Below are 24,552 nucleotides of genomic sequence, written 5' to 3' on the forward strand. Positions count from 1 at the left end.
CTTCTTTACATCCAAGTTAGCTGAAAACTCTGAAATTATAGCCATGCTCTCTACGGGTATGAGTTTTAGTAGACTAATGAAACCCTATATGATTTCTGCGGCTATTATTGCTCTCTTTACCTTTGTTTTGGGTGGTTATGTTATTCCTAAGGGTAGTGTAGCTCGTGTAGAATTTGAGGATCAGTATTATAAAAAGCGAAAGAAGAGTTCAGCTAGAAACATCCAACTCCAAGTAGAAGAAGGATTAATAGCTTATATAGATAGGTATTCTGATTATAATAAAACGGGATACCGAGTAATCTTAGATAAGTTTGAGGGAAAGAAGTTGAGTTCACACCTTACAGCTCGTTCTATCACTTACGACTCTACAGCAGTAAATATGTGGACTCTAAAAGATTATACGGTTAGAGATTTTGATGGACTACATGAGTATATTTCTAAAGGAGACTCCAAAGATACTGTACTCGCGATGGATCCATCAGACTTTCTAGAGTTCCAGAATCAGGAACAGATGATGACAAATCCAGAGCTTAGGGCACATATTGACAAACAGAAATCGAGAGGATTTGGTAACACAAAAGTATTCGAGATAGAATATCATAAGCGTATAGCCATGTCTTTTGCCGCCTTTATTCTGACGATTATTGGGGCATCTCTTTCATCGAGAAAGGCCAAACGAGGAATGGGACTTCATTTGGGGGTAGGTTTAGCCCTGAGTTTTTCCTACATCCTTTTCCAGACTATATCGGGAACATTTGCTGTCAGCGGAGTAGTATCTCCTATGGTATCTATGTGGATACCCAATATACTCTATGCTTTTATAGCCTACTATTTATATAGAAAGGCTCCAAGATAAATAGGTTGCAAATAAATAGATTTCCTTTAATTGTTCTATAATGGGAAATCTTTTATATTTGTACGAAACTAATTTTGAGCAGCTCCAACCTTGGTGCTGCTTAATCATTTAATAATTTTAATAATGGCTGGTTATATATCAGATAACAAAAGAAAAGTTACAACACATCATCTTGCAGAGATGAAGCAAAATGGTGAAAAGATATCAATGCTTACCTCATACGATTTTACTACTGCAGGTATTGTTGATCGCGCAGGTATGGATATTATTTTAGTAGGTGACTCTGCTTCTAATGTTATGGCAGGAAACTCCACAACACTTCCTATCACCATCGAAGAAATGATTTACCACGGTAAATGTGTAGCTAGAGCTACTAAAAGAGCTTTGGTAGTACTAGACATGCCTTTTGGTTCTTATCAAGCAGGTGCAGACACAGGAGTAGCTTCTGCCATCCGCATGATGAAAGAAACAGGTGTTGACTCTGTAAAACTAGAAGGTGGCGAAGAAATTATTGATACTGTAAGAAGGATCATTGGTGCTGGAGTACCTGTTATGGGACATTTAGGCTTAATGCCTCAGTCTATTAACAAATATGGCACTTACGGACTACGAGCTAAGGACAACGAAGAAGCTGAAAAGCTGATTAAAGATGCTCATCTATTAGAAGAAGCAGGATGTTTTGCTCTTGTTCTAGAAAAGATTCCAGCTGAACTAGCAGAAAAAGTAAGTAAAGAACTAAGCATTCCAGTAATTGGTATTGGTGCTGGAGGAGGAGTTGATGGTCAGGTTCTTGTTATACAAGATATGCTGGGTATGAATAATGACTTCAAGCCTAAATTCTTACGTCGCTATGCGAATCTGGAAGAAACAATGACGAATGCACTTCAAGGCTACATCACCGACGTAAAGTCTGGAGATTTCCCGAATGAAGGCGAACAGTACTAAACCTTGAATATAGCTTTCAATTAAGCAAAGTATATTATTTAAGAAACATATACAGGATAGGTGATCCCAAAAGTCATCTATCCTTTTTTATTCCTAGTGCTCCCCCTTGTGTCCTAAAAAAGGATACTACTCTATGAATATGAAACAAATATGCTATTCAGAATAATAACACTATATTTGCAAATTAAAATTGAGAACGCAAGATCTTTTATAAAAGTAGATTAAGGCATTGTTCGTCTTCATAAAGATAGTTTTGTATCTTAATCAATGAATTTCTATAAATAATTAATATTAATTCAAAGATGAACACCAAGTATCAGAATAGAAATTGAATAAAAAATGTCACTATCAACTAGTAATTTAAATTCTAAACTATTGACTGCAAGCTTCATCAAGGTATGCAGTGCCAACTTCCTCTTATTTTTTGCTCTGTATATGGTACTTCCCATTACACCTTTTGAAGTAGAGTCATCACTAGAAGGATATAGCAGTTGGTATATATACTTATTGTTCGTAGTAGGACTTCTCATCGGTGGTCCCTTTCACAATTATCTCATAGAGAATTTTAATCGCAAGAAGATATGTAGCCTAGCTTATTTGGGCGTAATTAGCCCTGCTCTACTCTTCCTGTTTACAACTAATACCCTACTCCTCTTTCTGGGTGTTTTAGTACAAGGGGTTTGTTTCGGACTAGCAACTGCAGCAAGTATCACCATAGCCATAGATGTAACCTCTCCACGCAAAAGAGGAAAAGGGAATATTATCTATGCTTGGGCAGGCAGATCTGGTATGGTATTAGCTGTGCCTATTAGCATTTATCTACAGCTCTCCTATGGATATGAAATGACTGTATATGTCAGTATGGCTAGTGGCATATTAGCATTACTACTTACTCGGTTAACTCACCATCCTTTCCGAGCGCCAAATGAAGTTAGTAAACTTAGTTTAGACCGGTTTATCTTGCCACAAGGCTGGAGATTAATATTAATGATGGTTGCTTTGGCTTTTATTCCAGGCTCAATGTTTCCTCACTTTATGGAGAACCTCCAGATAAAATCATTCTATATTGTTTCTGATAGTTGGGTGTTTATTTTATTGCCCTTTGTAGTCTTTATTCTTTCTGCTATACTATCTAGATTGGAAATTGATGCGTTATTACATAATAAGGGGATAGGTTTTTTACTATCTAGAGTACCTATTATCTTGATTGCAATCTATGTGTTTTCCAACTTTTACTCAGAACTATCACATTGGAGCATACTGATAGCGGCACTTATGATAACTAGTTTTTTGGCAGCTATCTTAACCTCAATCATGCCTCATCGGGTCTATCCAAAGATGAACAAATGGGTACTTGAGTCACAATATAGGTTGGAGGTTACATCTCCAATATTTAGTGGATTACTCTGTATGCTATTAGCCCTCTTCTTAGAGCAAGATTTACACATAAGCGATTCTAAATCTTATATCCTAATAACTCAGTTGTTGTTATTCGGACTAGCTAGAGTTTCATCTCCTATCTTTTTATTACTCATATTAAGTTCTAAACATTGTGAAAGAGGAACTGCCAATACTTCACACCATTTAGCATGGGAAGTTGGACTAATACTTGGAGCAGTGACTCCTTTAGTTTTCAACTTAACCCTCTATCAAGTAACACTGATTAATACAGGATTAGTAGCATTAGCTTTGGTGATCTATCTATATGTACATTATAAGCTTCACAAGCTCACTAGTCACAAACATACGGCATAAAAAAAGGCAGCAATTGCTGCCTTTTTTATTATTCATTTGAGTAAGTCCAGTCTTATTTCTATTATTTGACAAGGGCTAATTCATTATTATAAATTTCATAGGTCACCGATTGATTCTCTAGATTCACTAATTCTATTTTATGATTAGGCGTTAATTCAGCTCTATTTTTTCCCTTTATTGAACCGATATAGTTAAAGCTTCCTTTATCAGTATCTTTTATAAGATAGAAGAAACTATCTACTCGTTCACCAGATTTACCGATAGAAACAACAACTTCACTCTGATTATCTCCATTTACATCGACAACGGTTACCTGAATAGCATACTGACTTTTTAATTCACCGTAAGAATCAAAAAAATAACCCTCGGTTATATCATTGATCAAGTTTTGACCAATACCTTTACGAGTAGCCAATACACGAACACCATTAGGATGGTCTCTACCTAGAACTATTACTTCTTCTTTTCCATCCTTATTAAAATCGAACTTCACAAGTTTGTTTTCTGCAAGCTGTGCTGAGGTACTCAATACATATCTAGCTGTTGTAGGAGCATCTAATAGCAACTCATCAGATACTACGGATGATAGCTTCTGACTGACATTGGGAGTAATAGGTTGTTCTATATCGACCAAAGAAGAGTCTTTAGCACCTTCTTCATTCGTTTTCTTTTTAGTATTCCAACAAGAGACAAATAATCCTAGCACTACTAAAATAGATAAGGCAATAAGAATACGTTTTTTCATATCAAGATTTTATTTTAGTTTAAATCGTAATCGTAGTTTTCCATCGGTATAGGAATGAGAAGATATCATAAATCGCCCAATTTCTGACGTATTTTCCACATGACTACCAATGCATGCACAAACATCATAATCACCTATTTGGACAATTCGTAGAGTTTGGGTGGCGTCTTCGGGAAGTTTGCTTAAATCAACCAACCCTTTTGCCTCTTCCTGAGTCATAAAACAAGCTGTAACAGGTAGATTCTGCTGTATCGCTTGATTCACTTCTTGTTCTATCTCTTTAATCTGCTCCTCTGTTGGAGCTAAAGGTAACTCATAATCACATTTGCTCTTTTTCCGCTCAATATGAGCATTCCTTGAACGGGAACATCCAAACTTTTTCACCATTGTAGCATTTAGCAGATGTTCTGCTGTATGCATAGGAGGATATTCCTCTTTATTATGATCGTTTAATATTGGTTCCTTTGTCATATCTCCATTCTTCTTAAATTGTTTTGTGTTGTTGGTACAGTTGATCTGCTAATTGTTTACAATCTACCCGCTTTATCTTCTGAGTATCTGTCAGCGGAAGTGTCTCCACTAAAAAGATATCTTTAGGCAGTTCGTAAGAGGTTAAGCGTTCTTTTAATGCTTCTTTTAACTGTGATACATCGCATAAATTCGACTCAATCAGTAACGTTACCGCCTCTCCCAATTTAGCATCTCTCCTACTTGTTACAACGTATGGACAGTCTATTAAGTTTTCTATTTTTTGTTCTACTTTCTCTGCCTGAATCTTTACACCGCCCGTATTTATAATATTATCCAATCTTCCTAGTATTCTGAAGCCTCCATCTGAGTTGAATTCTATCACATCATTAGTTATCAACTGGCTATCAGAGACCAAAGGTGCATCAATAATTAAAGCGCCTTGATCTGTTTGAGATAGCTTTACGGAAGGAAATGGATAATACCACTCTGAAGCTTCTACTCCACTTAGCTCTCTGATGGCAATATGAGAAACAGTTTCTGTCATGCCATAACTAGAATAAACCCCATGGGGAAACTGAAGTAGCTCTGTTGCCATAGCTTCATCAATTGAACCTCCTCCTATTAAAAGATGCTTTATTCTTTGTAGTCTAATCTTCTCAGGTTCAACTTGTAAGGTATTAAATATTTGTAGAGGAACCATAGCGGCAAAGTCTACCACCTTACTAAAAGACTTTAAAGGTCTTCCCGAAGGAGTTACAACCCATACAGACAAATTGGCTACAGCAGCCCGAACCAACATCATCTTACCTGCAATGTATTTGACAGGCATACAAAGTAGTATTTCATCATCTGCCTTTAACTTCATAAAATCACAAGTTGCCCGAGCACTATTTCTCATATGCTCTTTCTTGACTTGCAACTGCTTAGGTGTTCCTGTTGAACCCGAAGTATGAACCCAAACAACATCACTCTTGTCAAACCATTCTTGAAGGAAGCCTACAACTTCTTTATAGAATATCTTGTCCTCCTTACTTATAGCCGTATGTATAAAATCATCTAATTGGGTGGAACGGTAGAAAGTACCATTCAGACGGATTCCTTGATTCATGAGTCTATGCAAATTGTATCAGGTTTATTGGGATTAAACCAGAGCTGATCTTCACGTATTTCAAGGGGAATATCAATATTATCTTCAAAGAGCATACCGGTGCCTAAGCCTTGAGGTAGTGTAGGATGAAGTGTTGCTGTCCACTGAGCAATAGCATTTAATCCTATATTTGATTCTAAGGCAGAGGTGATCCACCAACCTATATTTCGAGCTTCAGCTTCCTTAATCCACTCTTCACAACCTACTATACCTCCATGCAATGAAGGTTTTAAGATAATATATTGAGGCCGAATCATATCTAGAAGAGCTTTTTTCTCGTCTAAGGTATTTATTCCTATCAATTCTTCGTCCAAAGCAATCGGTAAAGGAGTTTGAGCAGTTAGCCTAGCCATTTCTTTCCACTGACCTGCTTTTATGGGTTGCTCAATAGAATGTATCTCTAGCTGAGCCAATCTTTCTAATTTTGAAAGAGCATCAGTAGTACTAAAAGCTCCATTAGCATCTACTCGCAGTTCCATTTGTTCTTTAGAGAAATGTTCACGAATATAAGTTAGTAATCGTAACTCCTCCTCAAAGTCTATTGCACCAATCTTTAGTTTGATCAAGCGAAAACCCTTCCTTATTTTCTCCTGAATTTGTTGATACATCTTTTCATAAGAGCCCATCCAGATCAATCCATTTATAGGAATACCTTCTTCACCTCGAGCAAAGGGTGTATCCCACAGTTGCAAAGACTGCCTTTGATAATGTTGTAAAGCAGTTTCGAAACCAAACAACATAGAAGGATAATTTCTCAACTCTTCCCAATCAAAATTATTTCTTTCTGTAAATTCTTGAGCAAAGAACCTCAATTTATCTTCATAATCGGGCAGGGCATCACAGCTTAAATCGGGCAAGGGTGCACACTCTCCATAACCATACAACTCAGGATTGGCTGCATTGGAAAGGAGTATATACCACACTTTCCGTATAGTATATACTCCTCTTGATGTACCTGCTGGTTGCTTAAAATGGAGCAACTGAGGTAGTATTTTAATTTTTATAGACATATATAAAACTCACTTTTCTCTAATGTGTCTAATTTAGGGAAATTTAGGATATTGATCAAAGTTTGGTTTACGTTTTTCTAAGAAAGCATTCTTTCCTTCTTGTGCTTCGTCTGTTAAATAATAGAGTAATGTAGCATCTCCTGCCAATTCTTGAATACCCGATTGACCATCTAGTTCTGCATTCAATCCCGCTTTGATCATACGAAGAGCAAGCGGACTAAGTAGCATCATTTCTTCTGCCCATTTTACATACTCATCTTCGAGCTGTTCTAAAGGTACTACTGTATTAACCAAACCCATATCTAGTGCTTGTTGTGCATCGTATTGGCGACATAAGAACCAAATTTCACGTGCTTTCTTCTGACCCACTACTCTAGCTAAGTAAGAAGCTCCAAAACCAGCATCAAAGCTACCTACACGAGGACCAGTTTGTCCAAATCGAGCATTTTCTGAAGCAATAGATAAATCGCATACTACGTGCAATACATGACCACCCCCTATAGCATACCCGTTTACAGCAGCTATTACAGGTTTAGGAATTGAACGAATTTGCTTTTGCACATCAAGTACACTCAAACGAGGTACGCCATCTTTTCCAATGTATCCCCCTCTACCTTTTACATTTTGATCTCCACCCGAGCAAAATGCTTTATCACCTGCTCCAGTAAACACAATCACATTGATAGCTTGTTCTTCACGACAAATGCGCATGGCATCACTCATCTCCCATGTGGTTTGTGGAGTAAATGCATTACGGTAACGTTCTCTATTTATAGTTATTCGAGCAATCCCATTGTAAAATTCAAAAAGAATATCTTCGTATTCCTTAATAGTTTTCCATTCTCTTTTAGTAGACATATCTCTATTTGTTTTTTAATGAATGATAATATGATTTATAATCGGCTACGTCTTTATCGGTATCTGTAAATACTTCTAAAAACATAGGTTTTGTTTGATTGATATTCGGATCATTGAAAGCTGATAAAACCTGATCCAGCTCTTCTTGATTCTGGGCCGATAGATATTCAAATCCTCTTTCTTTGGCCCAACCTTCTGCTTTCGTGGTATGAGTAGCTCTAACATACTTCTCCGATTTTCCTGTTAGGTTCATGCGCAGAGCTTTAAATATTTCTCCTCCTCCATTATTCAGTAATAGGATACGAAGATTAGAGCCATAATTTGCACTCCAAATAGCATTCATATCATAGAAGAAACTCAAATCTCCAATTACCACATAGTTGAGTTTATCCGAAGCTAGTGAATAGCCTATTGCTGTAGAAAGTGAACCTTCTATTCCGTTTGTACCCCTATTACAACATAAATCCACATCGGGTAGTAATTTAAAAAGTTGAGCATAGCGCACAGCCGAACTATTTGCTAGATGCAAAACGGAAGGCGTACTCATCGTTTTCATTAGCTGACCAATCACTCCACAGCTAGAGTAAGTAAGCTCAGGTTCTTTTATTGTTTTCGATTTACTCTCCCAAAGTTGGGTATAATCTGGCTTCACATCTAATAAATAAGGTGCGATACGATCTAAGAACTCAAATGGACTGATTTCGATTATCGTAGTTAGACTACCAAATAAATCGACTACCTCTCCATCTGCTGATACATGCCAATGTTCCTTAGGCGGATATTTTCGCAAGAAGTTCTTCAATCGCTTTGAGACCACATGCCCACCGTATGTAATGACCAATTCGGGTTGATACCTAGGTAGTTCTTTCTCTTCTAAGGTATAGAGTAAGGCATCAAAATTAGTAATCGATTGACCTGGTGTTGTTTTATTGCTTAAATACTCTGATAGCCACACAAAGTTTCTTTGTAAAGCTTTCCCTGTACGTTTTTCAAACATATAAATCATCATTTGCTGACCAGCAATCATCATACGTTTGGAGTATCCATTGAGTTTTTCTATTAAATCATCATACTCTCTATTGTACATATTTAGCCCCTCATAGCGAGTTATCACTCGAACTGAAGGTAATTCTGTCGTGTTGAAATCAAAGAGAGGTTCAGAAATCGGTACATTGATATGCACTGGTCCTCTCCCATGATGATAAAGTTCGAGCAGAGCTTCATTAACTAAGCGATTGCAATACCACTTATCTTCATCACTTCTTACTTCGGGGAGATTGACAGATGATTTCACTAATTTACCAAAAGCATTGGGCTGAGGAATCGTTTGTCCATCCATCTGTCCAATCCAAGCTTCTGGTCGGTCGGCTGAAATTACGACTAGAGGTACCTGCTGATAATAAGCCTCAGCTACAGCTGGGTGCATATTAAGCAATGCTGTTCCCGAGGTACAACATACAGCCACAGGTTCTCCTCCATTCAAAGCCAGTCCTAAAGCAATATATGCAGCACTACGCTCATCTGTAACAGAAGTACAACTAAAATACGAATGATTCACTATCGTCTGCACAATAGGTGCATTTCTACTTCCAGGACACAGTACTATCTTTCGCACTTTATGAGCCTCAAGTAAAGCTACTAATTCTTGAATATTTTTTTTATCTGAATACATTACTCCTCAATTATTATAGGGTTTCACTGCAAAAGAGCCCTCATCGTTTGCATTTTATTTTCAGTCTCTTGCCATTCTTCATCAAGTATAGAAGAGGATAATAATCCTCCACCAGCATACAAGGTATAACTTTTTGAATGAATTTGCATACACCTTAAGTTAACAAATAAATTAGTGGTTTCATAAGGAGAAAGCTCACCGATAAAACCAGAATAATATTTACGATTGTGATGCTCATTTTCTAAGATAAAACGATAGGCTTCTTCCTTAGGTAGTCCACAAACTGCTGGTGTAGGATGTAGTAGTTTTAATAAATCTCCTAATCTATTATTCTGCTCAAGCTGAAACGAGAAATGAGACACAAGATGAACCACTTGAGCAGCCTTAATATTAACAGGACCCTCAATCTCTGGTTCAATTCCAAAGGCATTCAGCTGATGCTGAACATACTGAGCTACTAAATCTTGCTCTCTTCTGTTTTTTGCATCCCACAGAGGAGCTTTACCTTCTACATAAGGTTTGGTACCGGCCAAAGCTACTGTTTGCCAATATTGCTTTTTACCAGCAAGAATAATCTCGGGCGTACTACCCATCCAAACTCCTGTTTGTGGAGTATGCACCAAGTAAACATATCCATTGGGGTAACTATTACAAGCCATTTCAAAGGCTTTTGCCAGAGATAAATCTTTCTCTTTTTTCTGAACACGATGTCTTGACAAAACGAGCTTAGCCATCGTATTTTCCTGCAATGGTTGCATAAAGGAATCAAAACAATCTTTGTATTTTTGTTTCATCTCTCCCTCCAATAAAAAGTCTTCTACCTTTTCTGTAGGTAGTGTTCTTATCGGATACTTTTCAAGCTCCTCTCGGCTAGGAAGAGTTCTTCTATCTATATGAAGTAACACAATGGGCAAGCCTTCAGAAACTTGAAAAGGGGCTATCACATACCCCTCCTCCTCGTTTAGTTGAGACAAATCTGTAAGCAACTGAGGATGACCAGACTCTTGCATTACAAAATGCCAAGTATCAGATTGGGGCATCTTATAGGCGGCAAAGAGTTGCTTCTTCGCAATAAGTTGATCTAGAATATAAAGATGTTCGTCGTTTATCTGGATCATCTTTTCTTTAAAATACTATTCATTACACGGATGGACGAAACGAGCTTATCTGTTGAAGTAAATACATCAATATTCCAAATATGTGAAGATCTTCCTCGGTGAATAATCGTTGCTACGGCACGTACGGTATCACCTTCGTGTGCAGAAGAGATATGATTACCACTCACTTGCATTCCTACTACAATCTCATCGGGCTCTACAATAACCATCGACCCCAAACCAGCTATGGTTTCTGCCAAGGCCAATGTAGCACCACCGTGCAAGATACCAAAAGGTTGTCGTGTTCGCTCATCAACAGGCATTGTGGCTTCAATTCTACCATCGGCAGCATAAGTATATTGAATACCGAGGTTACCCATAAGTGCATGCTTTCCTCTTTCATTGAGAAGTTCTAAGTTGATATCAGCAACACTTACTTGAGAGAGAATGTACTCTTCTACAATGAGTGCAATGCCATCTTCATTATTGCTTTCTGTAACTACATCAGCACATCTCTTTACTGAATCAGTAGCATTTCCCATAGCTACACCCAAGCCAGCCATCTGAATCATAGAGTAATCAGCTACTCCATTTCCTATCACGATAGCTTCTTTTGCACTAATATGTAAAGTTTCAAGAAGTACACCTAGTGCATTGGATTTATCTATCAACTCGGGTACTATTTCCAAAAAATAGGGTTCGGTACGAAAAACATTCATTACCCCATCTAGTCTCATCTTAAATTCTTCCTCCAACTTCATTATTTCTGAAAGGTCATCATTTACCATAATGCATTTGTAAGGATTAAAATCTATGGCTAGAGATAGAGGTTTAAATTCTTGTACCTCCATATTATTAATACGAGCTTCTTTTATAATATAAGGATTGGAAGCATCATTCGTAAGCACCTGAGATTCATTATAAGTAAAGATTGCCATATTGTGCTTATTGGCTTCTTTCTCGATAAACGGAAACACCTCTTTCTCGATAGATTGGGAAAGAATTATTTTATCCGTTTTGGCATTCAATATTTGAGCACCATTATAAGCTAATATATAACCACCATATTTATCTAAGTCTAGATGTTGGACAATCGGTAGCAATCCATGCAATGGTCTACCTGAAGCCAAAGCAATAACAACACCCATCTGCTGTGCTTTACGAAGAGCAGCCAGAGTACGCTTACTTATTACACCTTCTTCATTTAAAAGCGTACCATCTACATCAAGAACTAATAATTTGTAATCCATTACTTCATTTTTTAAGGGCCGAATAAGATTTATAGCTCTCCATAGAGAGAGATAACCCTTTGACCTATTGAAATATAATCGAGTAAGCCACTAGCTCCCCTCTGATGAGGAGAAATAAGGTATATCCCGATATTTTTAACAATCTCAAATATACAGAAAAAAGAACAATTTTCAACCGAATATTTATCAGCATAATAAGCCAAACCCATAAAAAGACTGTATCTTTGAAATATTCAGAAATACTAATAATAAGCTTTTTATGAAAACACATACGAAGATTTACTCACAGATTCTACTTATTCTTGGTTTACTACTCTCCTCTTTTGGGGCTGAAGCCAAACAACCGACCTTGCAATTTAACAAAAACGGGAAGTTCAAAATCGTTCAATTGACCGATATCCACTATGTTTATCAAGACAAGAGTTCTGAGAAAGCTCTTGAACGCATTCTTAAAATAATAGATCTAGAAGAGCCTGATTTAATTATGGTTACAGGCGATCTTATTTTTGGAAAACCTGGAGATAAGAGTATGCTTACTGTGATGTATGCTCTTTCTTCTCGAAAGATTCCTCTCGCAATAACTTATGGCAATCACGATGATGAGCAGGGTTTTTCTAGGGAAGAGCTATTAAAACTGATTAAAGAGGTACCCTACAACCTCACAAGTACTACAAAAAACCTATCGGGTGTAACCAATTATCTACTAGAAATAAAAGCTAGCGATTCTAAAAAGACATCTGCTGTATTCTATGTATTTGATTCTCATAGCTATTCTCAAATCAAAGGGATTGAAGGATACGATTATATCAAATTAGACCAAATCAATTGGTACCGAAAAACAAGTCAGCAGTTTACGAAAAAAAACAATAACAAGCCCCTATTCTCTTTGGCGTTCTTCCACATCCCAACTCCCGAATTTAAGGAAGCTACTCTAAAAGTGAAAGATCAATTAAAAGGCAATTTCAAAGAAGACATCTGTTGTCCACAGCTCAATTCGGGTTTGTTTAGTACAATAAAAGAACAGGATGATATAAAAGGAATCTTTGTGGGCCATGATCACGATAACGATTTTTGCACAAAGTGGCATAATGTACTCCTTGCCTACGGAAGATACTCTGGAGGAGAAACTGTGTACAATAATCTAACGGGCAATGGAGCCAGAATCATAGAAATCACCGAGGGTAAAGATGATTTCAAAACATGGATACGGACTTTAAATGGTGTTTCACAAATCATCAACTATCCTTCGGACTTCCCTGAAATAAAAAAATAAAATTCTTCTCTGTCATAATGCGAGATGCCTAAAAAAAGCATCTCGCATTGTTATATTTATACATTATCTCATTATCATCAAAATCTTCTATTTCTGTATCTTCTCACCTATCCTATTCAACAACTTATTGGATAACTTAGTCATAAGACTCTTTTATCGGTGTCAAAGTATCATCATGTCGGTGTCATCGTATCATCATGTCGGTGTCATAATCTTAATCTCCATTTAAATGTATAGAAACACCTTTCACAGTCGAGTGAAAAAACTCTCGGTTCTAAACTCATTTCATTCAACATAGCAAAACCCTTTACCTATATTTATACAGCAAAATAGCTAGATATGGAATTTTAATACATATTTATACTCACTTTTAATATTTAATTGTTAAATAATAGCATCCCTGCACATATTCGATATTTCTTGTCCCAAAATAGATAGTGTGATGTATTGTTCAATACTTATTTTTACATCAAACAAAAAACAATGAGACTTCAATTTGAAGTTGAACTCCTGTTTTCGATAAAAAAGGTATTGTTTAATATTAAATTATTTAATTATGAAAATCTCACATTATTTATTGGCTGGATTAGCCGTATTGGGATTCACAATTATTCTAGCCCATGGAAACCCATCCCAGAAAACGAAGTCAGAAATACTTATAAGAAACAACTATTCCAATAAAAGCATGATAGAATCAATAATTATCATTAAATACCCAAGAATAGTGATTGCAATATGACCAAATAATGTGTTACTTTGTTAGCAGAGATCAATTAAATCTATCGGAATGGAACAAATAACAACATACAACCCTAATGATAAAATGGCGCTACTCATTAGTGGAGACGACGCCTTACTCCAAGTAGTAGGATGCTTTGGAATATCTTTGGGTTTTGGAGACCGAACGGTTTCAGAAGTTTGTCTAGAAAATGGCGTGCATTGCAATACTTTTTTAGCTGTTGTAAACTTTGTGGCTGACGGGTTCTCTAGTATAGACTCCGATTACAAAGACTTGTCTATACTCTCACTCGTTAATTATTTAAGACAAACGCATGTTTATTATCTGGATTATTTACTACCAGATATTCGTTCTAAACTAGTAAGGGCTATTTCTACATCCGAAGACAAAGTAGCACAACTCATTATCCGTGCCTTTGACGAGTATATGTACGAAATAAGCAAACATATGGATTATGAAGATAGAACAGTTTTTTCGTACGTGGAAGATCTTTTGGAAGGAAGGGTTACACCTCACTATAAGATAAAAACCTATTCTAAACATCATGATTTGGTAGGACAAAGACTTACAGAGCTAAAGCAAATTATCATTAAATACACCCCCAAGGATGTAGATAATTATTTACTTACTTCTGCCCTATTAGATATCTATAATTGTGAAAGTGGTTTAGAATGGCATTGCAAAGTAGAAGATTATTTATTTACTCCTTTGGTGCTTGATTATGAACGGAAAATTTTAAAGAATGAAAACTAGGGATACGATATTTATAGCTATTGCAGACCAATCTGTAATTGTACGATCTGGCCTTCTTACAGCTCTTAAACGTTTACCTAAACTCAATATACAAGCAGTAGAACTTAGCTCACTTACTGCATTAGATGATTGCATTAGGACTCAGCCAGTAGATGTTCTTATTATAAACCCCTATTTCGAAGGTTTCTTTGATATAGAAGAATTCCACAATAAGCAAGATGAAAAGCGAATTAAAGTAATTGCACTTTCTACTACCTATACCAATCCTGATGTTGTCAACAACTATGATGCCCATATCGAATTATTTGATTCTTTGGCTAAAATAGGTGATACCATACACGACTTAGTATTGGATGACGACACAGATGATGACCAAGAAACACTAACAGATAGAGAAAAAGAAGTTGTGGTGTGTGTGGTAAAAGGAATGACTAATAAAGAAATTGCCGAACATCTGTTTTTATCCATTCACACTGTCAATACGCACCGGAAAAATATTAGTAAGAAGCTTCAAATTCATAGTGCTTCAGGACTAACTATTTATGCTATTGTAAATAAATTGGTGGATATTAATGAAATCAAGGCAGACTAAAAAACAAAAGGAGAATAAGCTATAAAACTCATTCTCCTTTACTATATAAAATTGACTTACTAATTACTTTTCTGCCATTAATATTTCCAACTTATCTTTAGCTTTCGGGCTACCTTTTGCAGCAGCATTTTGATAACACGCATAGGCCTTCTCCAAATCACACTTCACACCCAAGCCATCTTCGTACATCTCACCTAAATTTGCTTCAGCTTTAACATCACCTTGCTCAGCAGCTTTTTTGAACCAATGAAAAGCTTTTTCGTAGTTTACTTCAACTCCTTCACCTTTTTTATACATGATTCCTAAATTGTTTTGAGCAGCAGGATCTCCTTGTATTGCAGCTTCTCTAAACCAATCAAGAGCTTCTTCCAAATTAAGAGGAACACCTAATCCGTTTTTATACAGCACTGCTAGATTAAACTGGGCATAAGGATCGCCTAATTCGGCTGCCTTTTTATACCAGCGAGCAGCATTTTTATAGTTTAATTCTACACCTTTGCCACTACTATACAAAACGCCCAAACCGTTTTGAGCCATCACATTCCCTTGTTTAGCCGATTTCACGAACCAATTAAAGGCTTCTTTATAATTCTTTGTAACTCCTTTCCCGTAAGAGTACCTCAACCCCAACTCATATTGGGCATCGGCACAGCCTGCTTCGGCTATTTTAATGATAGTCGTACAATCTTTCATAGTATTATTAGTTTTAAGTAGATTAATATTCATGCAATATAGTATTTTCTGTTACACCTTCTCATTTTTTATAGATCAGATTTTAGAATAATTCGTTTTTTAAGGTTTAAAAGCCTTTTCTTGATGAATCAAATCTAAAACATCTCCCTCCAGACAACAAAATAGCTTATTCGCTATATAATAAGGAGAGATTACATATCCACACTTTTACTAAACTCTTCTAAACAAGGGCAAATTACTATACTTTCTATAAAGTCCCAACAATTATTTAAATAGAAACCTATCATTAAGGATTTATTTCTCCAATATACTATATTTTGATTTCTCGGGATAGCAAAATCAGACAAATAAGTAGCTAAATCATTTTGCCACCACAGGGATAATCCAATAAAATAGATCTATCGAAAGAATTCGAAACCAACTATCCTATGCTTATTTAGTGATCATCGTAGAGTATCTCAAACAGAAAACACGGAATAAATAAGCTCAGAAAGATTAAAAACACATTTAATTATTTACAGCTATTCAAAATTCATTTCAACTAAAAAGGACTTAAAATGGCACTTTATGGCACCTACACATAGCAAATTACATAGTAAAAACATTTTAACTAAACAAATTAGAGAAATATTTCACTAAACAGTTGTTAATAGAGAAATATTTCTTGATATTAGTCCTAACGAAATATAAGAAACGTGTCTAACTAAAATTTTGTAACTATGATGAAAAATGTAAAAACTAATGAAACAGAGATGTATAACAGAGGTTATAACGATGGTTATGCAGTAGGATTCAGTGATGGATGTGTAGATAATTATGACGCAGAAGCAAAATCAGATAGCGAACATTACAAAAGAGGCTTCTTTAATGGCTATAGCGATGGTTTTCATGCAGGATATGAAAATACGAACGAACTAATTCATAGCCATAATGGAAACCTTGCATTTTCATAATGCGACTAAGCACTGAGAGATATGCACATCTCTCGGTGCTTTTACTTTTGTAAACTTTACTTGATTTTCCCATAAAGCAACAAATAAGAATATAAAAATCAATTTTGTATCAACCTAAAAGTGAATAATGCACACTAAAATAAGCTTATTAAATAAGTAACAGATACTATAAATCTATTATATTTATATATATTTAACTTATTAAACATTTAAACAAGAGCTAAAATCTAACAGAATTCGATTTAAAGAATAAACTTGGCAAGTTATAATTAAATAAATCATATCTTTTTATTCCTATTTAAAGTTGAGTGTTTTTAAGTGTTTATAATTCATAGGAAGATTATATTAGAGGCTATATAGTAAAATATATAGCCTCTAATTTTTTATAACTAAAGAAGAGAACTAGCGCTAAAGCGTATTTGGACAATAAATGTACATTGAAATACATTCCGATTTCGAAACATTGTTTTTTGATTTCATACACATAGATCTCAACCTCTAACCTTCAATTTAAGTCTGGAATTATTTATGACACAACATAAAACTCTATCCAAAAAGAACCCCATTCTTGAATTTATAGAGTTTAGACATAAAAAAAGCTGCCTACAAAGACAGCTTTCGTTTGAGTTAATATACTATTTTAAAAGTTATAAGAAAGTCCCACTCCTATCATTTCTTTGAATTGAACACGAGCACCTCCTAGCCTTTTACCATCTCCATCATATCTTTTGATATCATCATCATATAATAGGTTTGCATGGATATTAGCGCTAATAAACTTATTTACTTTCATGTTTATCACATTTTCCCAATTCACATCAATATTACCAAAGCTTTTATCATAAGCAGTAAACAAATCTAGTTTTGATATCAGAGTAACATTTTTCATGATTTCTTTGGTGAACGATGCTTTAACATAAGCACCTGGTTCAATTTTAAATCTATCTCCAGGATCAACGCCAAAAGCACCTAGATCAGACAAATAAGTATCAGCTACAAAAGTCATCTTGGCTGTAATAGGAGACATATAAAGAGAGAAGTAATCTACAGGCTTATAATCAAAACCCACAGATACATTAGAATATGCTGGAGCAAAGATTTTAGAAATATAATTGGCATCATCTGGGTTTTTATACCCCTTACCATATTGAGTTTTGAAATCTACTAATGAGCTTAGATACCACTTAGAAGCCATTTCCCAACCAAACTTAGTAGAAATCTCTAGTTTATCTACACTCTTTACCCACCCATGAGTCTTGGTATACGTATTTCCATACTCGGTAGATAAATCGTTATCCCAAATATATTTTCCTTTTTTATAATGGGCACCGATATTAAAAAAGCCATTCAATGATACTGTGTTATCACCACCAGCAGACCAGTTTACAAAAGAGGTTTGCGAAGCGTTGATACCGGCTACCCCTTTGATGGTCCATAGCTTATTATCTTCCTTACTCTCTTGAGCCAAAGCAATAGTTGCAGAGGCTAAAGCCAAACTCAAAATTAATCCTTTCTTCATAAATTGTGTAATTAATAATTATCGAATAAATAGTTTTGATTTATTATAAAATAACCATCTATATAAATGCAATATCTCCAGTTTTGTTTATAAAAAATACTATTATTTAAAAATTGACATAAAAAAAGCAACCTACAATTGGCAGCTGCCAACCATAGGTTGCTTATCATAGACTATTCAACTAATTTTTATTTCAAAAGTTTTTTAGCTGCGTCATCCAATTTCTTGTCTGCAGCTTTTTGTGCATCGTCAATCTTTTTGCCTGTAGCATTTTGCACGTCATCAATCTTATTACCTGTAGCATTCTTTACTTCTTCAGCTTTCTTTGCAACAGCTTCTTTTGATTCTTCTACCTTTTTATCGATAGCATCTGATGCAGCTTCTACTTGACCTTCAACTGCTTCTTGTGCTTCATCAACCATGTCGGCACCTGATTCCTTAGCAGATTCTAAAGCTTCTTTAGCAGCTTGTTTCTTTGCTTCAAATGTTTCTTTCATTTGATTTAAAGCATCTTTTTCTTCTTGAGTCAACTTATCACCAGCTTCATCAGCTTTTTGTAACAAAGCATTGTATTCTGCTTCTAATTTAGCCCATTGTTCTTTAGAAAAATCAGCTGCTCCTTTAGAGGTTTCGTCGATAAAGTTTTTTACTTCTTCAGTTGAGAAAACTTCACCATCATTTGCTTTTTTGGCACCACCGCCACATGCTGCTAATGTAAATATTGCAGCACATAAAATCATAACTTTCTTCATTGTTCTATTACTATTAAACATTGTTTTAAAAATTCAACTTATATCGATTCTCGATTTTATACATTATGGTATGTAATTAGGTCGAGATTTCTTTCTATTTTAGTCTAAATTTTGTACTAATTTTATTCTTTAATCTTTTAGCTGATACAATTTTATAAATAAAATATATAAAAGTATCCATTCAAGAAAGGAAAAATGAAAACAAACGACTATTTCATCCCTATAGAATAAGATAATAATACATTTCTATGACAAAACAGGATGTATATTCACTAATAATAACCAAGTTGTCCTTTATATTGTTCTCAATACTTGTAAATATTTTTACTAATAAAGGATGTTTCTGATCAATCTCTAACGTTCATTCATTTACATTGCGAATGTATGAAAGACTATCGCACGAAGATGAGATCAAAGCCTTTTATAGATGTAATAAAAGTCTAATGATAAGAGTGGCATTTTTATAAAAATCTAAAAAGAAGTAGAACACCTTCTTTATTTAAAGATACTAAAGCCTATACCTATAAATAAAAAGATAATTTTATTTATCTTTGTTAAATAGATAATCTATATAAAAACTCACTATATAAAATGAAAAATTGCATAGTACCTATTGCAGCTTTAGGTCTACTCCTAAGCGGCTGTAGTATAGGGAAAGGGAAATCCTACGAAAAACACTTGGAGTTCCCTCCGTCGACAAATCTTGAAGAAAAAATCGACATGGCTTCACGCCTAGTTCCATCACCTACTCAACTTGAATGGCAACAAATGGAGCTAACCGCATTCTTACACTTTGGAATCAATACTTTTACAGGTAGAGAATGGGGTACTGGAGAAGAAGATCCTTCTCTTTTCAATCCTCAGAAACTAAATGCAGAACAATGGGTAAAAGTATTAAAAGACAGTGGTTTCAAGATGGCTCTATTGACAGCTAAACACCACGATGGATTCTGCCTTTGGCCCACAAAGACTACTCGTCATTCTGTGGCTTCTTCTCCTTGGAAAGACGGGAAAGGTGATGTGGTAAGAGATTTAAAAGAGGCCTGCGATAAATACGGGCTCAAGTTTGGAGTTTATCTATCTCCTTGGGATAGAAATGCTAGTTGCTACGGCACAGATGAATACAACGACTTCTTTATTCAACAACTTACCGAACTGCTCACTCAATACGGAGATATTTACGAAGTATGGTTTGATGGAGCCAATGGCGAAGGGCCCAATGGGAAAGTTCAAACTTATGATTGGGAACGTATCTTATCAACTATTAAACAACTTCAACCTCGGGCAGTAACAGCTATTATGGGAGATGATGTAAGGTGGGTAGGAAACGAAAGTGGATTGGGAAGAACTACAGAATGGAGCGTTACTCCTCTTGTTCCATCTTCTTATGCCCGTGCTAAAAAAGTAAATTCATCATTGGGTATTGATGATGTTTCCAAAGATTTGGGTAGTAGAGAGCTTTTAGCGAAAGCGAATGAATTATTCTGGTACCCATCTGAAGTGGATGTTTCAATTCGCCCAGGATGGTTTTATCATCCCGAAGAAGACCACCAAGTAAAATCAGTCAACCAATTAGTTGATATTTACTTTCAATCGGTGGGTTTAAATTCCGTTCTTCTTTTAAATATACCACCCAACACAGAGGGTTTGATTAGCCAAAGTGATGCTAGTAGATTGTATGATTTTTCAAACTACATACAAACCTATTTAGAGCATAACTTAGTAGCCAATCCCACTGTAAAGCATAAGGTGAGCGAAGGAAATTCCATCCGATACCATCTAGAGAATGAGGAAAACATCAACACACTTCTCATCCAAGAAGACATCAGTAATGGACAGCGTATCGAAAAATTTGAAATTGAAGGAAAGTTTGATGGTGAGTGGGTACAAATTGCGGAAGGAACCACGATAGGATATAAAAGACTGATTAGACTACCTCAAGATGTCAAAGTAGAAAAGTTAAGGTTATCTATACTTCAAGCAAGAGGAAATGTCTATATCTCCAAACTTGGCGCTTTTTACTGCCCTCCAGCAGAGAAAACAACAGCTTCAAGAGTAATTAATGAATACGATAGCCAATTATGGAAAGCCACCTGTATGGATGTCCCTTTAAGTCAGGTTACAGATAAAGACATATCTACCGCCGACACCCTAATAGTAGGACAAGAGATCCTCATAGACTTAGGAAAAGAGGAACTATTTGGAGGTTTTATATATACACCAGCCTACAAAGCTTTAAATCATATTTCAAAGTATAGTCTATCTGTTAGCAAAGACAAAACTAACTGGACAATCATATATGATCATGAAGAGTTTAGTAATATTAAAAACAATCCTATACCTCAAGAATTACATTTCCCAAAGGAGGTATCGGCTAGATATATCAAACTTATACCTCACGAATCGAGTAACTATAAAGATGTATGTAGTATAGCCGAGCTAGGACTATTAAAAAAATAAAATATCTATTGCTTTATTTCATAACTATTTATAGTTTTGATAATTATATCTCAGAAACCACAAACTATTATGAACCATCTACTAGACATTATACTTCCACACAAGTATAACAGCAAAGAATTAAGTTTCCTCTTACTCCTATTACGAGTAATTATAGGCTTTTTATTTTTGAAACACGGATTGGAAAAATGGAACAACTTTGAACTGCTTCAAAATACGTTTCCCGACCCATGGGGTATTTCAAGTCGTTCATCATTAATTTTGGCTATTTTTGCAGAGCTTATTTGCTCTATAGGGTTTATATTGGGGTTTTTGTTTAGGCTAGCTACTTTACCTATGATTACTACTATGGGCGTTGCTTATTTTATGGTGCATAGTAATGATCCGTTTGCCACTAAAGAATTAGCATTTATCTATCTAGTCCTATTCCTTATTTTATTAATAACAGGTCCAGGAAAATATTCTATTGATTATTTAATGGGTAAGGCTCTGGATAGTGGAAGGAATAAGCATAGTAGAATACGAAAGCCAATAGCTTAATTTACTCAAGCAATAAATTTATGATATAGAAAAGGGGAGCATTTAAAATACTCCCCTTTTCTGTTCTGTATATTACTCTAAAATGGATATCCAACAGCAAAGTGGAACGCAAAGTCTCTACCGAACTTAGGATTAATAATAGGGTACCGCTCTTTACCACTTTTAAATTCGGGATTGATAGCCTTCATACCACCATCCAAGCGAACAACAAAAAAGTCGAAATCAAACCTTAAACCCAAACCATATGAAATAGCTATCTGCCTATAAAACTCGTTAAATTTAAATTGACCACCTGGTTGTGTATCATACTCACGAATCGTCCATATATTCCCTGCATCAACGAATACAGCTCCTCGCAATTTCCAAAATAGATTAGTACGATATTCTAGATTAACATCCAACTTTATATCACCAGACTGATTTAAAAAGTTTCCATCACCTGCAAAAGAACCTGGTCCCAATCCTCTCACTGACCAACCCCTAACACTATTAGCTCCACCTGAAAAGTACCTTTTCTCAAAAGGAATAACCCCTGCATTACCATAAGGATATGCAATACCTACTCCCACATGAAAAGCAAAAGAGTTTCGCTCATCTACTACTATATTACGAGCGAAGCTAAAGTCTCCCTTCAAATATTGGGCATAAGGAATACTAAGCAGTTTGTATTCTCCATCACCATTCTTACTCGCATTTGTTAAGTTAGATAATCCATACAATAAATTACCAGCTGATTCTATCCCAAAACGTATGGTGTAAGAATCTAAATTTGTCTGCTGTCCTAAGCCCACAAAACGAGCACTATTGTAGGTGTAGTGAAATCCTGTTCCAAGTATTAATCGATCTTTATAGTTATATTCTAAGATATAGTTGTTCTCTCCATCGAGATAATCATTTTTAAACTTATCTGATATAGAGGGCATATAGAGGTAATTTATATCTAGTAAATCAATTCTAAATTGTTGACCCAACTTCTTCTGCCACTTATAACTCCAGTTACTCGACGCCTGAATTCGTGAAAACTCTGGACGAATTTGATAGTTGTATTGTATACCAAACTCGGTACTAGCACGTATCTTTTTCTTAAAATCAGAAGATACAAAAGGGAAGAGAAATCGAGGGAAATTGATATTCATTTCCGCACCATATTCTGTATAGTTTTTATTGTTATATCCTGGTAAATTGGATATTGCTTCATAAGCCCCTCTTAGCCGGACATTAAAAGTTTCAGACCCTTTGAACAGATTCCGATGTTGGAAAGAAACAGCGGCTGCTGCACCTAAATCACCTGCTGAGTTTGTGCCATCAATTTCAAAAGAGACAGATTTATCCTTAGCTCTAGTCAGCAAGACATAAGCATTCAACAGAGTACTATCCGATGCATTTTCTGCAAAATGAACATTTGTATATTTAAGTGCACCCAGCCTTCCAAAATTACTATAAGTCCGCTGAACATCCGAAGCATTATATAGCTCACCTTGCTTTAAGGCAGATGCTTCTGTTAGAATTTTAGGACGTAAGTATAATTTATCTTTATAGTAAATGGGCATGTTGTTGTAATGCAAAGAATCATTCACAGAAATTGACTGTATATCTGAAGATTGCATCAAGTCAAAATTGGTAATAAAACCCACCTTGTTTATACGATATTGAGGATGAGTCAATACGGCATCAGAGAGTTTATCTTTATACGGATGTAGATTTAAAGTTAAATCTATTTCATACGTATTTAGTACAGTATCTGCTGAATAAGTAATATAGTCTTTGTGAAACTTATAATACCCCACATTGGATAGTTTTCGAACAATTCGTTCTCTTTCACTATCCAAAACCGATACATCCAACTTCATTCCAGGTTTTAAAAGTGATGAAATAGAATCCTCTTCAAGGTACTTAGCTATCTTTGCGTCATTTATCAAACGAGTAATGTTCCTTACAAGATAGGGTTTACCCGATACGATATTATAGGACAATTTTATCTTTTTCTTTTTTGAGTGCGTTAGGGTATCAACTTCTGCACTAAGGTATCCCATATTTTGAACTGCTTTACGCAATTCATCCTGAGATCGACCAGCTTCTGATGTATTATAAATAACAGGAGGATCTCCTATCTTTCGAAAGAATTTATTGTACCAGCGATTGGGATGTTTTGTTCCCGACAAGTTATACACGTAAAGAGGTGTCTTAAACACACTAAACCATTTTGAATTAGGATTCTGCCTGATATAGGGTTGCAGATCTACTGTTTTAAGTTCTTTCTTATTACTTGTTATCTTCACTTCATCCAATAAATACTCACCCTCGGGAACAAACTTTGTAGTCGAGCAAGAAGCAAATATTAATACCACTAACAGGATAAATAAATAGGATGGATATTTACGCATACAGCGATTCTGTTTTTTCGTTTTATTTGATTACAAATATAATACCTCTTTTTTGCTTGATAAAATATTAACCCATCTACTATATGAG

At 35.5% G+C, this 24,552-nt stretch carries 22 protein-coding genes; 10 read left to right on the forward strand and 12 right to left on the reverse strand.

Annotated elements, in window-relative coordinates; all coding sequences use genetic code 11:
• The 3 genes from K8V80_RS07890 to K8V80_RS07900 form a co-directional block, all read left to right on the forward strand.
• The coding region (locus K8V80_RS07890; RefSeq protein ID WP_276776790.1) for an LptF/LptG family permease at positions 1-856 on the forward strand (856 nt) is incomplete at its 5' end.
• 123 nt (positions 857-979) lie between these two features.
• Entirely contained in the window at positions 980-1,801 is an 822-nt protein-coding gene (gene panB, locus K8V80_RS07895) for a 3-methyl-2-oxobutanoate hydroxymethyltransferase (protein WP_006744781.1), read from the forward strand.
• Between the two features lie 339 nt (positions 1,802-2,140).
• Positions 2,141-3,556, forward strand: coding sequence for an MFS transporter (locus K8V80_RS07900; RefSeq protein ID WP_276776795.1), 1,416 nt, complete (start codon positions 2,141-2,143; stop codon positions 3,554-3,556).
• Positions 3,557-3,617: 61 nt separating this feature from the next.
• Here K8V80_RS07900 and K8V80_RS07905 read toward each other — a convergent pair whose 3' ends face one another.
• Genes K8V80_RS07905 through K8V80_RS07940 form a run of 8 tightly spaced genes read right to left on the reverse strand, consistent with a single transcriptional unit; the run spans position 3,618 to position 11,806 of the window.
• Complete coding sequence (locus tag K8V80_RS07905) at positions 3,618-4,301, reverse strand: FG-GAP repeat domain-containing protein (RefSeq protein ID WP_276776798.1); 684 nt, start codon at positions 4,299-4,301, stop codon at positions 3,618-3,620.
• A gap of 9 nt (positions 4,302-4,310) precedes the next feature.
• Positions 4,311-4,772 carry a hypothetical protein gene (locus K8V80_RS07910; protein ID WP_006744778.1) on the reverse strand — a complete coding sequence of 154 codons (462 nt, stop codon included), beginning with the start codon at positions 4,770-4,772 and terminating at the stop codon, positions 4,311-4,313.
• A gap of 13 nt (positions 4,773-4,785) precedes the next feature.
• The gene (locus tag K8V80_RS07915; RefSeq protein ID WP_276776802.1) at positions 4,786-5,880 is read right to left on the reverse strand and encodes an AMP-binding protein; all 1,095 of its coding nucleotides are present in this window, start codon (positions 5,878-5,880) and stop codon (positions 4,786-4,788) included.
• Complete coding sequence (locus K8V80_RS07920) at positions 5,877-6,929, reverse strand: o-succinylbenzoate synthase (RefSeq protein ID WP_276776805.1); 1,053 nt, start codon at positions 6,927-6,929, stop codon at positions 5,877-5,879. The genes K8V80_RS07915 and K8V80_RS07920 overlap by 4 nt, the downstream gene beginning before the upstream one ends.
• A 33-nt stretch (positions 6,930-6,962) precedes the next feature.
• Complete coding sequence (menB, locus tag K8V80_RS07925; protein WP_276776807.1) at positions 6,963-7,787, reverse strand: 1,4-dihydroxy-2-naphthoyl-CoA synthase; 825 nt, start codon at positions 7,785-7,787, stop codon at positions 6,963-6,965.
• A gap of 4 nt (positions 7,788-7,791) precedes the next feature.
• Entirely contained in the window at positions 7,792-9,459 is a 1,668-nt protein-coding gene (gene menD / locus K8V80_RS07930) for a 2-succinyl-5-enolpyruvyl-6-hydroxy-3-cyclohexene-1-carboxylic-acid synthase (protein WP_276776810.1), read from the reverse strand.
• Between the two features lie 23 nt (positions 9,460-9,482).
• On the reverse strand, positions 9,483-10,577 hold the full coding sequence (locus K8V80_RS07935; protein WP_006744773.1) for an isochorismate synthase: 1,095 nt from the start codon (positions 10,575-10,577) through the stop codon (positions 9,483-9,485).
• A complete protein-coding gene (locus K8V80_RS07940) occupies positions 10,574-11,806 on the reverse strand; it encodes a Cof-type HAD-IIB family hydrolase (protein WP_276776813.1) in 1,233 nt (410 codons plus the stop codon). The genes K8V80_RS07935 and K8V80_RS07940 overlap by 4 nt, the downstream gene beginning before the upstream one ends.
• Positions 11,807-12,065: 259 nt before the next feature.
• Between K8V80_RS07940 and K8V80_RS07945 the strand changes: the two genes are divergently transcribed.
• From K8V80_RS07945 to K8V80_RS07960, 4 genes are all read left to right on the forward strand, one after another.
• On the forward strand, positions 12,066-13,079 hold the full coding sequence (locus tag K8V80_RS07945; RefSeq protein ID WP_006744770.1) for a metallophosphoesterase family protein: 1,014 nt from the start codon (positions 12,066-12,068) through the stop codon (positions 13,077-13,079).
• A gap of 483 nt (positions 13,080-13,562) precedes the next feature.
• Positions 13,563-13,760, forward strand: coding sequence for a hypothetical protein (locus tag K8V80_RS07950; protein WP_040310147.1), 198 nt, complete (start codon positions 13,563-13,565; stop codon positions 13,758-13,760).
• A 106-nt stretch (positions 13,761-13,866) separates the two neighbouring features.
• On the forward strand, positions 13,867-14,571 hold the full coding sequence (locus K8V80_RS07955; protein ID WP_006744768.1) for a hemerythrin domain-containing protein: 705 nt from the start codon (positions 13,867-13,869) through the stop codon (positions 14,569-14,571).
• On the forward strand, positions 14,561-15,163 hold the full coding sequence (locus tag K8V80_RS07960) for a helix-turn-helix transcriptional regulator (RefSeq protein ID WP_006744767.1): 603 nt from the start codon (positions 14,561-14,563) through the stop codon (positions 15,161-15,163). Before K8V80_RS07955 ends, K8V80_RS07960 begins: the two co-directional genes overlap by 11 nt.
• Positions 15,164-15,226: 63 nt before the next feature.
• Here K8V80_RS07960 and K8V80_RS07965 read toward each other — a convergent pair whose 3' ends face one another.
• On the reverse strand, positions 15,227-15,856 hold the full coding sequence (locus K8V80_RS07965; protein ID WP_276776819.1) for a tetratricopeptide repeat protein: 630 nt from the start codon (positions 15,854-15,856) through the stop codon (positions 15,227-15,229).
• A 719-nt stretch (positions 15,857-16,575) separates the two neighbouring features.
• On the opposite strand from K8V80_RS07965, the gene K8V80_RS07970 reads away from it, so the two are divergent.
• A complete protein-coding gene (locus tag K8V80_RS07970) occupies positions 16,576-16,809 on the forward strand; it encodes a hypothetical protein (protein ID WP_006744765.1) in 234 nt (77 codons plus the stop codon).
• A 640-nt stretch (positions 16,810-17,449) separates the two neighbouring features.
• Here K8V80_RS07970 and K8V80_RS07975 read toward each other — a convergent pair.
• Positions 17,450-18,328, reverse strand: a complete 879-nt coding sequence (locus K8V80_RS07975) for a DUF3078 domain-containing protein (protein WP_276776823.1) — start codon at positions 18,326-18,328, stop codon at positions 17,450-17,452.
• 188 nt (positions 18,329-18,516) lie between these two features.
• Positions 18,517-19,080 (reverse strand): DUF6565 domain-containing protein, encoded by a 564-nt coding sequence (locus K8V80_RS07980; RefSeq protein ID WP_276776825.1) that lies wholly within the window; start codon positions 19,078-19,080, stop codon positions 18,517-18,519.
• Between the two features lie 591 nt (positions 19,081-19,671).
• On the opposite strand from K8V80_RS07980, the gene K8V80_RS07985 reads away from it, so the two are divergent.
• Positions 19,672-21,540: an alpha-L-fucosidase gene (locus K8V80_RS07985; protein WP_276776828.1), complete on the forward strand. Its 1,869-nt coding sequence runs from the start codon at positions 19,672-19,674 to the stop codon at positions 21,538-21,540.
• A gap of 69 nt (positions 21,541-21,609) precedes the next feature.
• Complete coding sequence (locus K8V80_RS07990) at positions 21,610-22,080, forward strand: DoxX family protein (protein ID WP_276776831.1); 471 nt, start codon at positions 21,610-21,612, stop codon at positions 22,078-22,080.
• 77 nt (positions 22,081-22,157) lie between these two features.
• Here K8V80_RS07990 and K8V80_RS07995 read toward each other — a convergent pair whose 3' ends face one another.
• A complete protein-coding gene (locus K8V80_RS07995; protein WP_006744760.1) occupies positions 22,158-24,464 on the reverse strand; it encodes a BamA/TamA family outer membrane protein in 2,307 nt (768 codons plus the stop codon).
• Positions 24,465-24,552 lie beyond the last annotated feature (88 nt).

It is taken from the genome of Bacteroides coprosuis (assembly GCF_020741705.1).
In the GTDB taxonomy this organism is placed as follows: domain Bacteria; phylum Bacteroidota; class Bacteroidia; order Bacteroidales; family Bacteroidaceae; genus Bacteroides_E; species Bacteroides_E coprosuis.

Bases quoted from the DNA above. Each gene is read 5' to 3' on its own strand.
- K8V80_RS07980 (WP_276776825.1), bottom strand. From the start codon at position 19,080: ATGAAGAAAGTTATGATTTTATGTGCTGCAATATTTACATTAGCAGCA.
- K8V80_RS07915 (WP_276776802.1), bottom strand. From the start codon at position 5,880: ATGAATCAAGGAATCCGTCTGAATGGTACTTTCTACCGTTCCACCCAA.
- K8V80_RS07905 (WP_276776798.1), bottom strand. From the start codon at position 4,301: ATGAAAAAACGTATTCTTATTGCCTTATCTATTTTAGTAGTGCTAGGA.
- K8V80_RS07975 (WP_276776823.1), bottom strand. From the start codon at position 18,328: ATGAAGAAAGGATTAATTTTGAGTTTGGCTTTAGCCTCTGCAACTATT.
- K8V80_RS07955 (WP_006744768.1), top strand. From the start codon at position 13,867: ATGGAACAAATAACAACATACAACCCTAATGATAAAATGGCGCTACTC.
- K8V80_RS07985 (WP_276776828.1), top strand. From the start codon at position 19,672: ATGAAAAATTGCATAGTACCTATTGCAGCTTTAGGTCTACTCCTAAGC.
- K8V80_RS07910 (WP_006744778.1), bottom strand. From the start codon at position 4,772: ATGACAAAGGAACCAATATTAAACGATCATAATAAAGAGGAATATCCT.
- K8V80_RS07940 (WP_276776813.1), bottom strand. From the start codon at position 11,806: ATGGATTACAAATTATTAGTTCTTGATGTAGATGGTACGCTTTTAAAT.
- K8V80_RS07965 (WP_276776819.1), bottom strand. From the start codon at position 15,856: ATGAAAGATTGTACGACTATCATTAAAATAGCCGAAGCAGGCTGTGCC.
- menB (WP_276776807.1), bottom strand. From the start codon at position 7,787: ATGTCTACTAAAAGAGAATGGAAAACTATTAAGGAATACGAAGATATT.
- K8V80_RS07945 (WP_006744770.1), top strand. From the start codon at position 12,066: ATGAAAACACATACGAAGATTTACTCACAGATTCTACTTATTCTTGGT.
- menD (WP_276776810.1), bottom strand. From the start codon at position 9,459: ATGTATTCAGATAAAAAAAATATTCAAGAATTAGTAGCTTTACTTGAG.
- panB (WP_006744781.1), top strand. From the start codon at position 980: ATGGCTGGTTATATATCAGATAACAAAAGAAAAGTTACAACACATCAT.
- K8V80_RS07990 (WP_276776831.1), top strand. From the start codon at position 21,610: ATGAACCATCTACTAGACATTATACTTCCACACAAGTATAACAGCAAA.
- K8V80_RS07920 (WP_276776805.1), bottom strand. From the start codon at position 6,929: ATGTCTATAAAAATTAAAATACTACCTCAGTTGCTCCATTTTAAGCAA.
- K8V80_RS07935 (WP_006744773.1), bottom strand. From the start codon at position 10,577: ATGATCCAGATAAACGACGAACATCTTTATATTCTAGATCAACTTATT.
- K8V80_RS07995 (WP_006744760.1), bottom strand. From the start codon at position 24,464: ATGCGTAAATATCCATCCTATTTATTTATCCTGTTAGTGGTATTAATA.
- K8V80_RS07960 (WP_006744767.1), top strand. From the start codon at position 14,561: ATGAAAACTAGGGATACGATATTTATAGCTATTGCAGACCAATCTGTA.
- K8V80_RS07900 (WP_276776795.1), top strand. From the start codon at position 2,141: ATGTCACTATCAACTAGTAATTTAAATTCTAAACTATTGACTGCAAGC.
- K8V80_RS07970 (WP_006744765.1), top strand. From the start codon at position 16,576: ATGATGAAAAATGTAAAAACTAATGAAACAGAGATGTATAACAGAGGT.
- K8V80_RS07950 (WP_040310147.1), top strand. From the start codon at position 13,563: ATGAGACTTCAATTTGAAGTTGAACTCCTGTTTTCGATAAAAAAGGTA.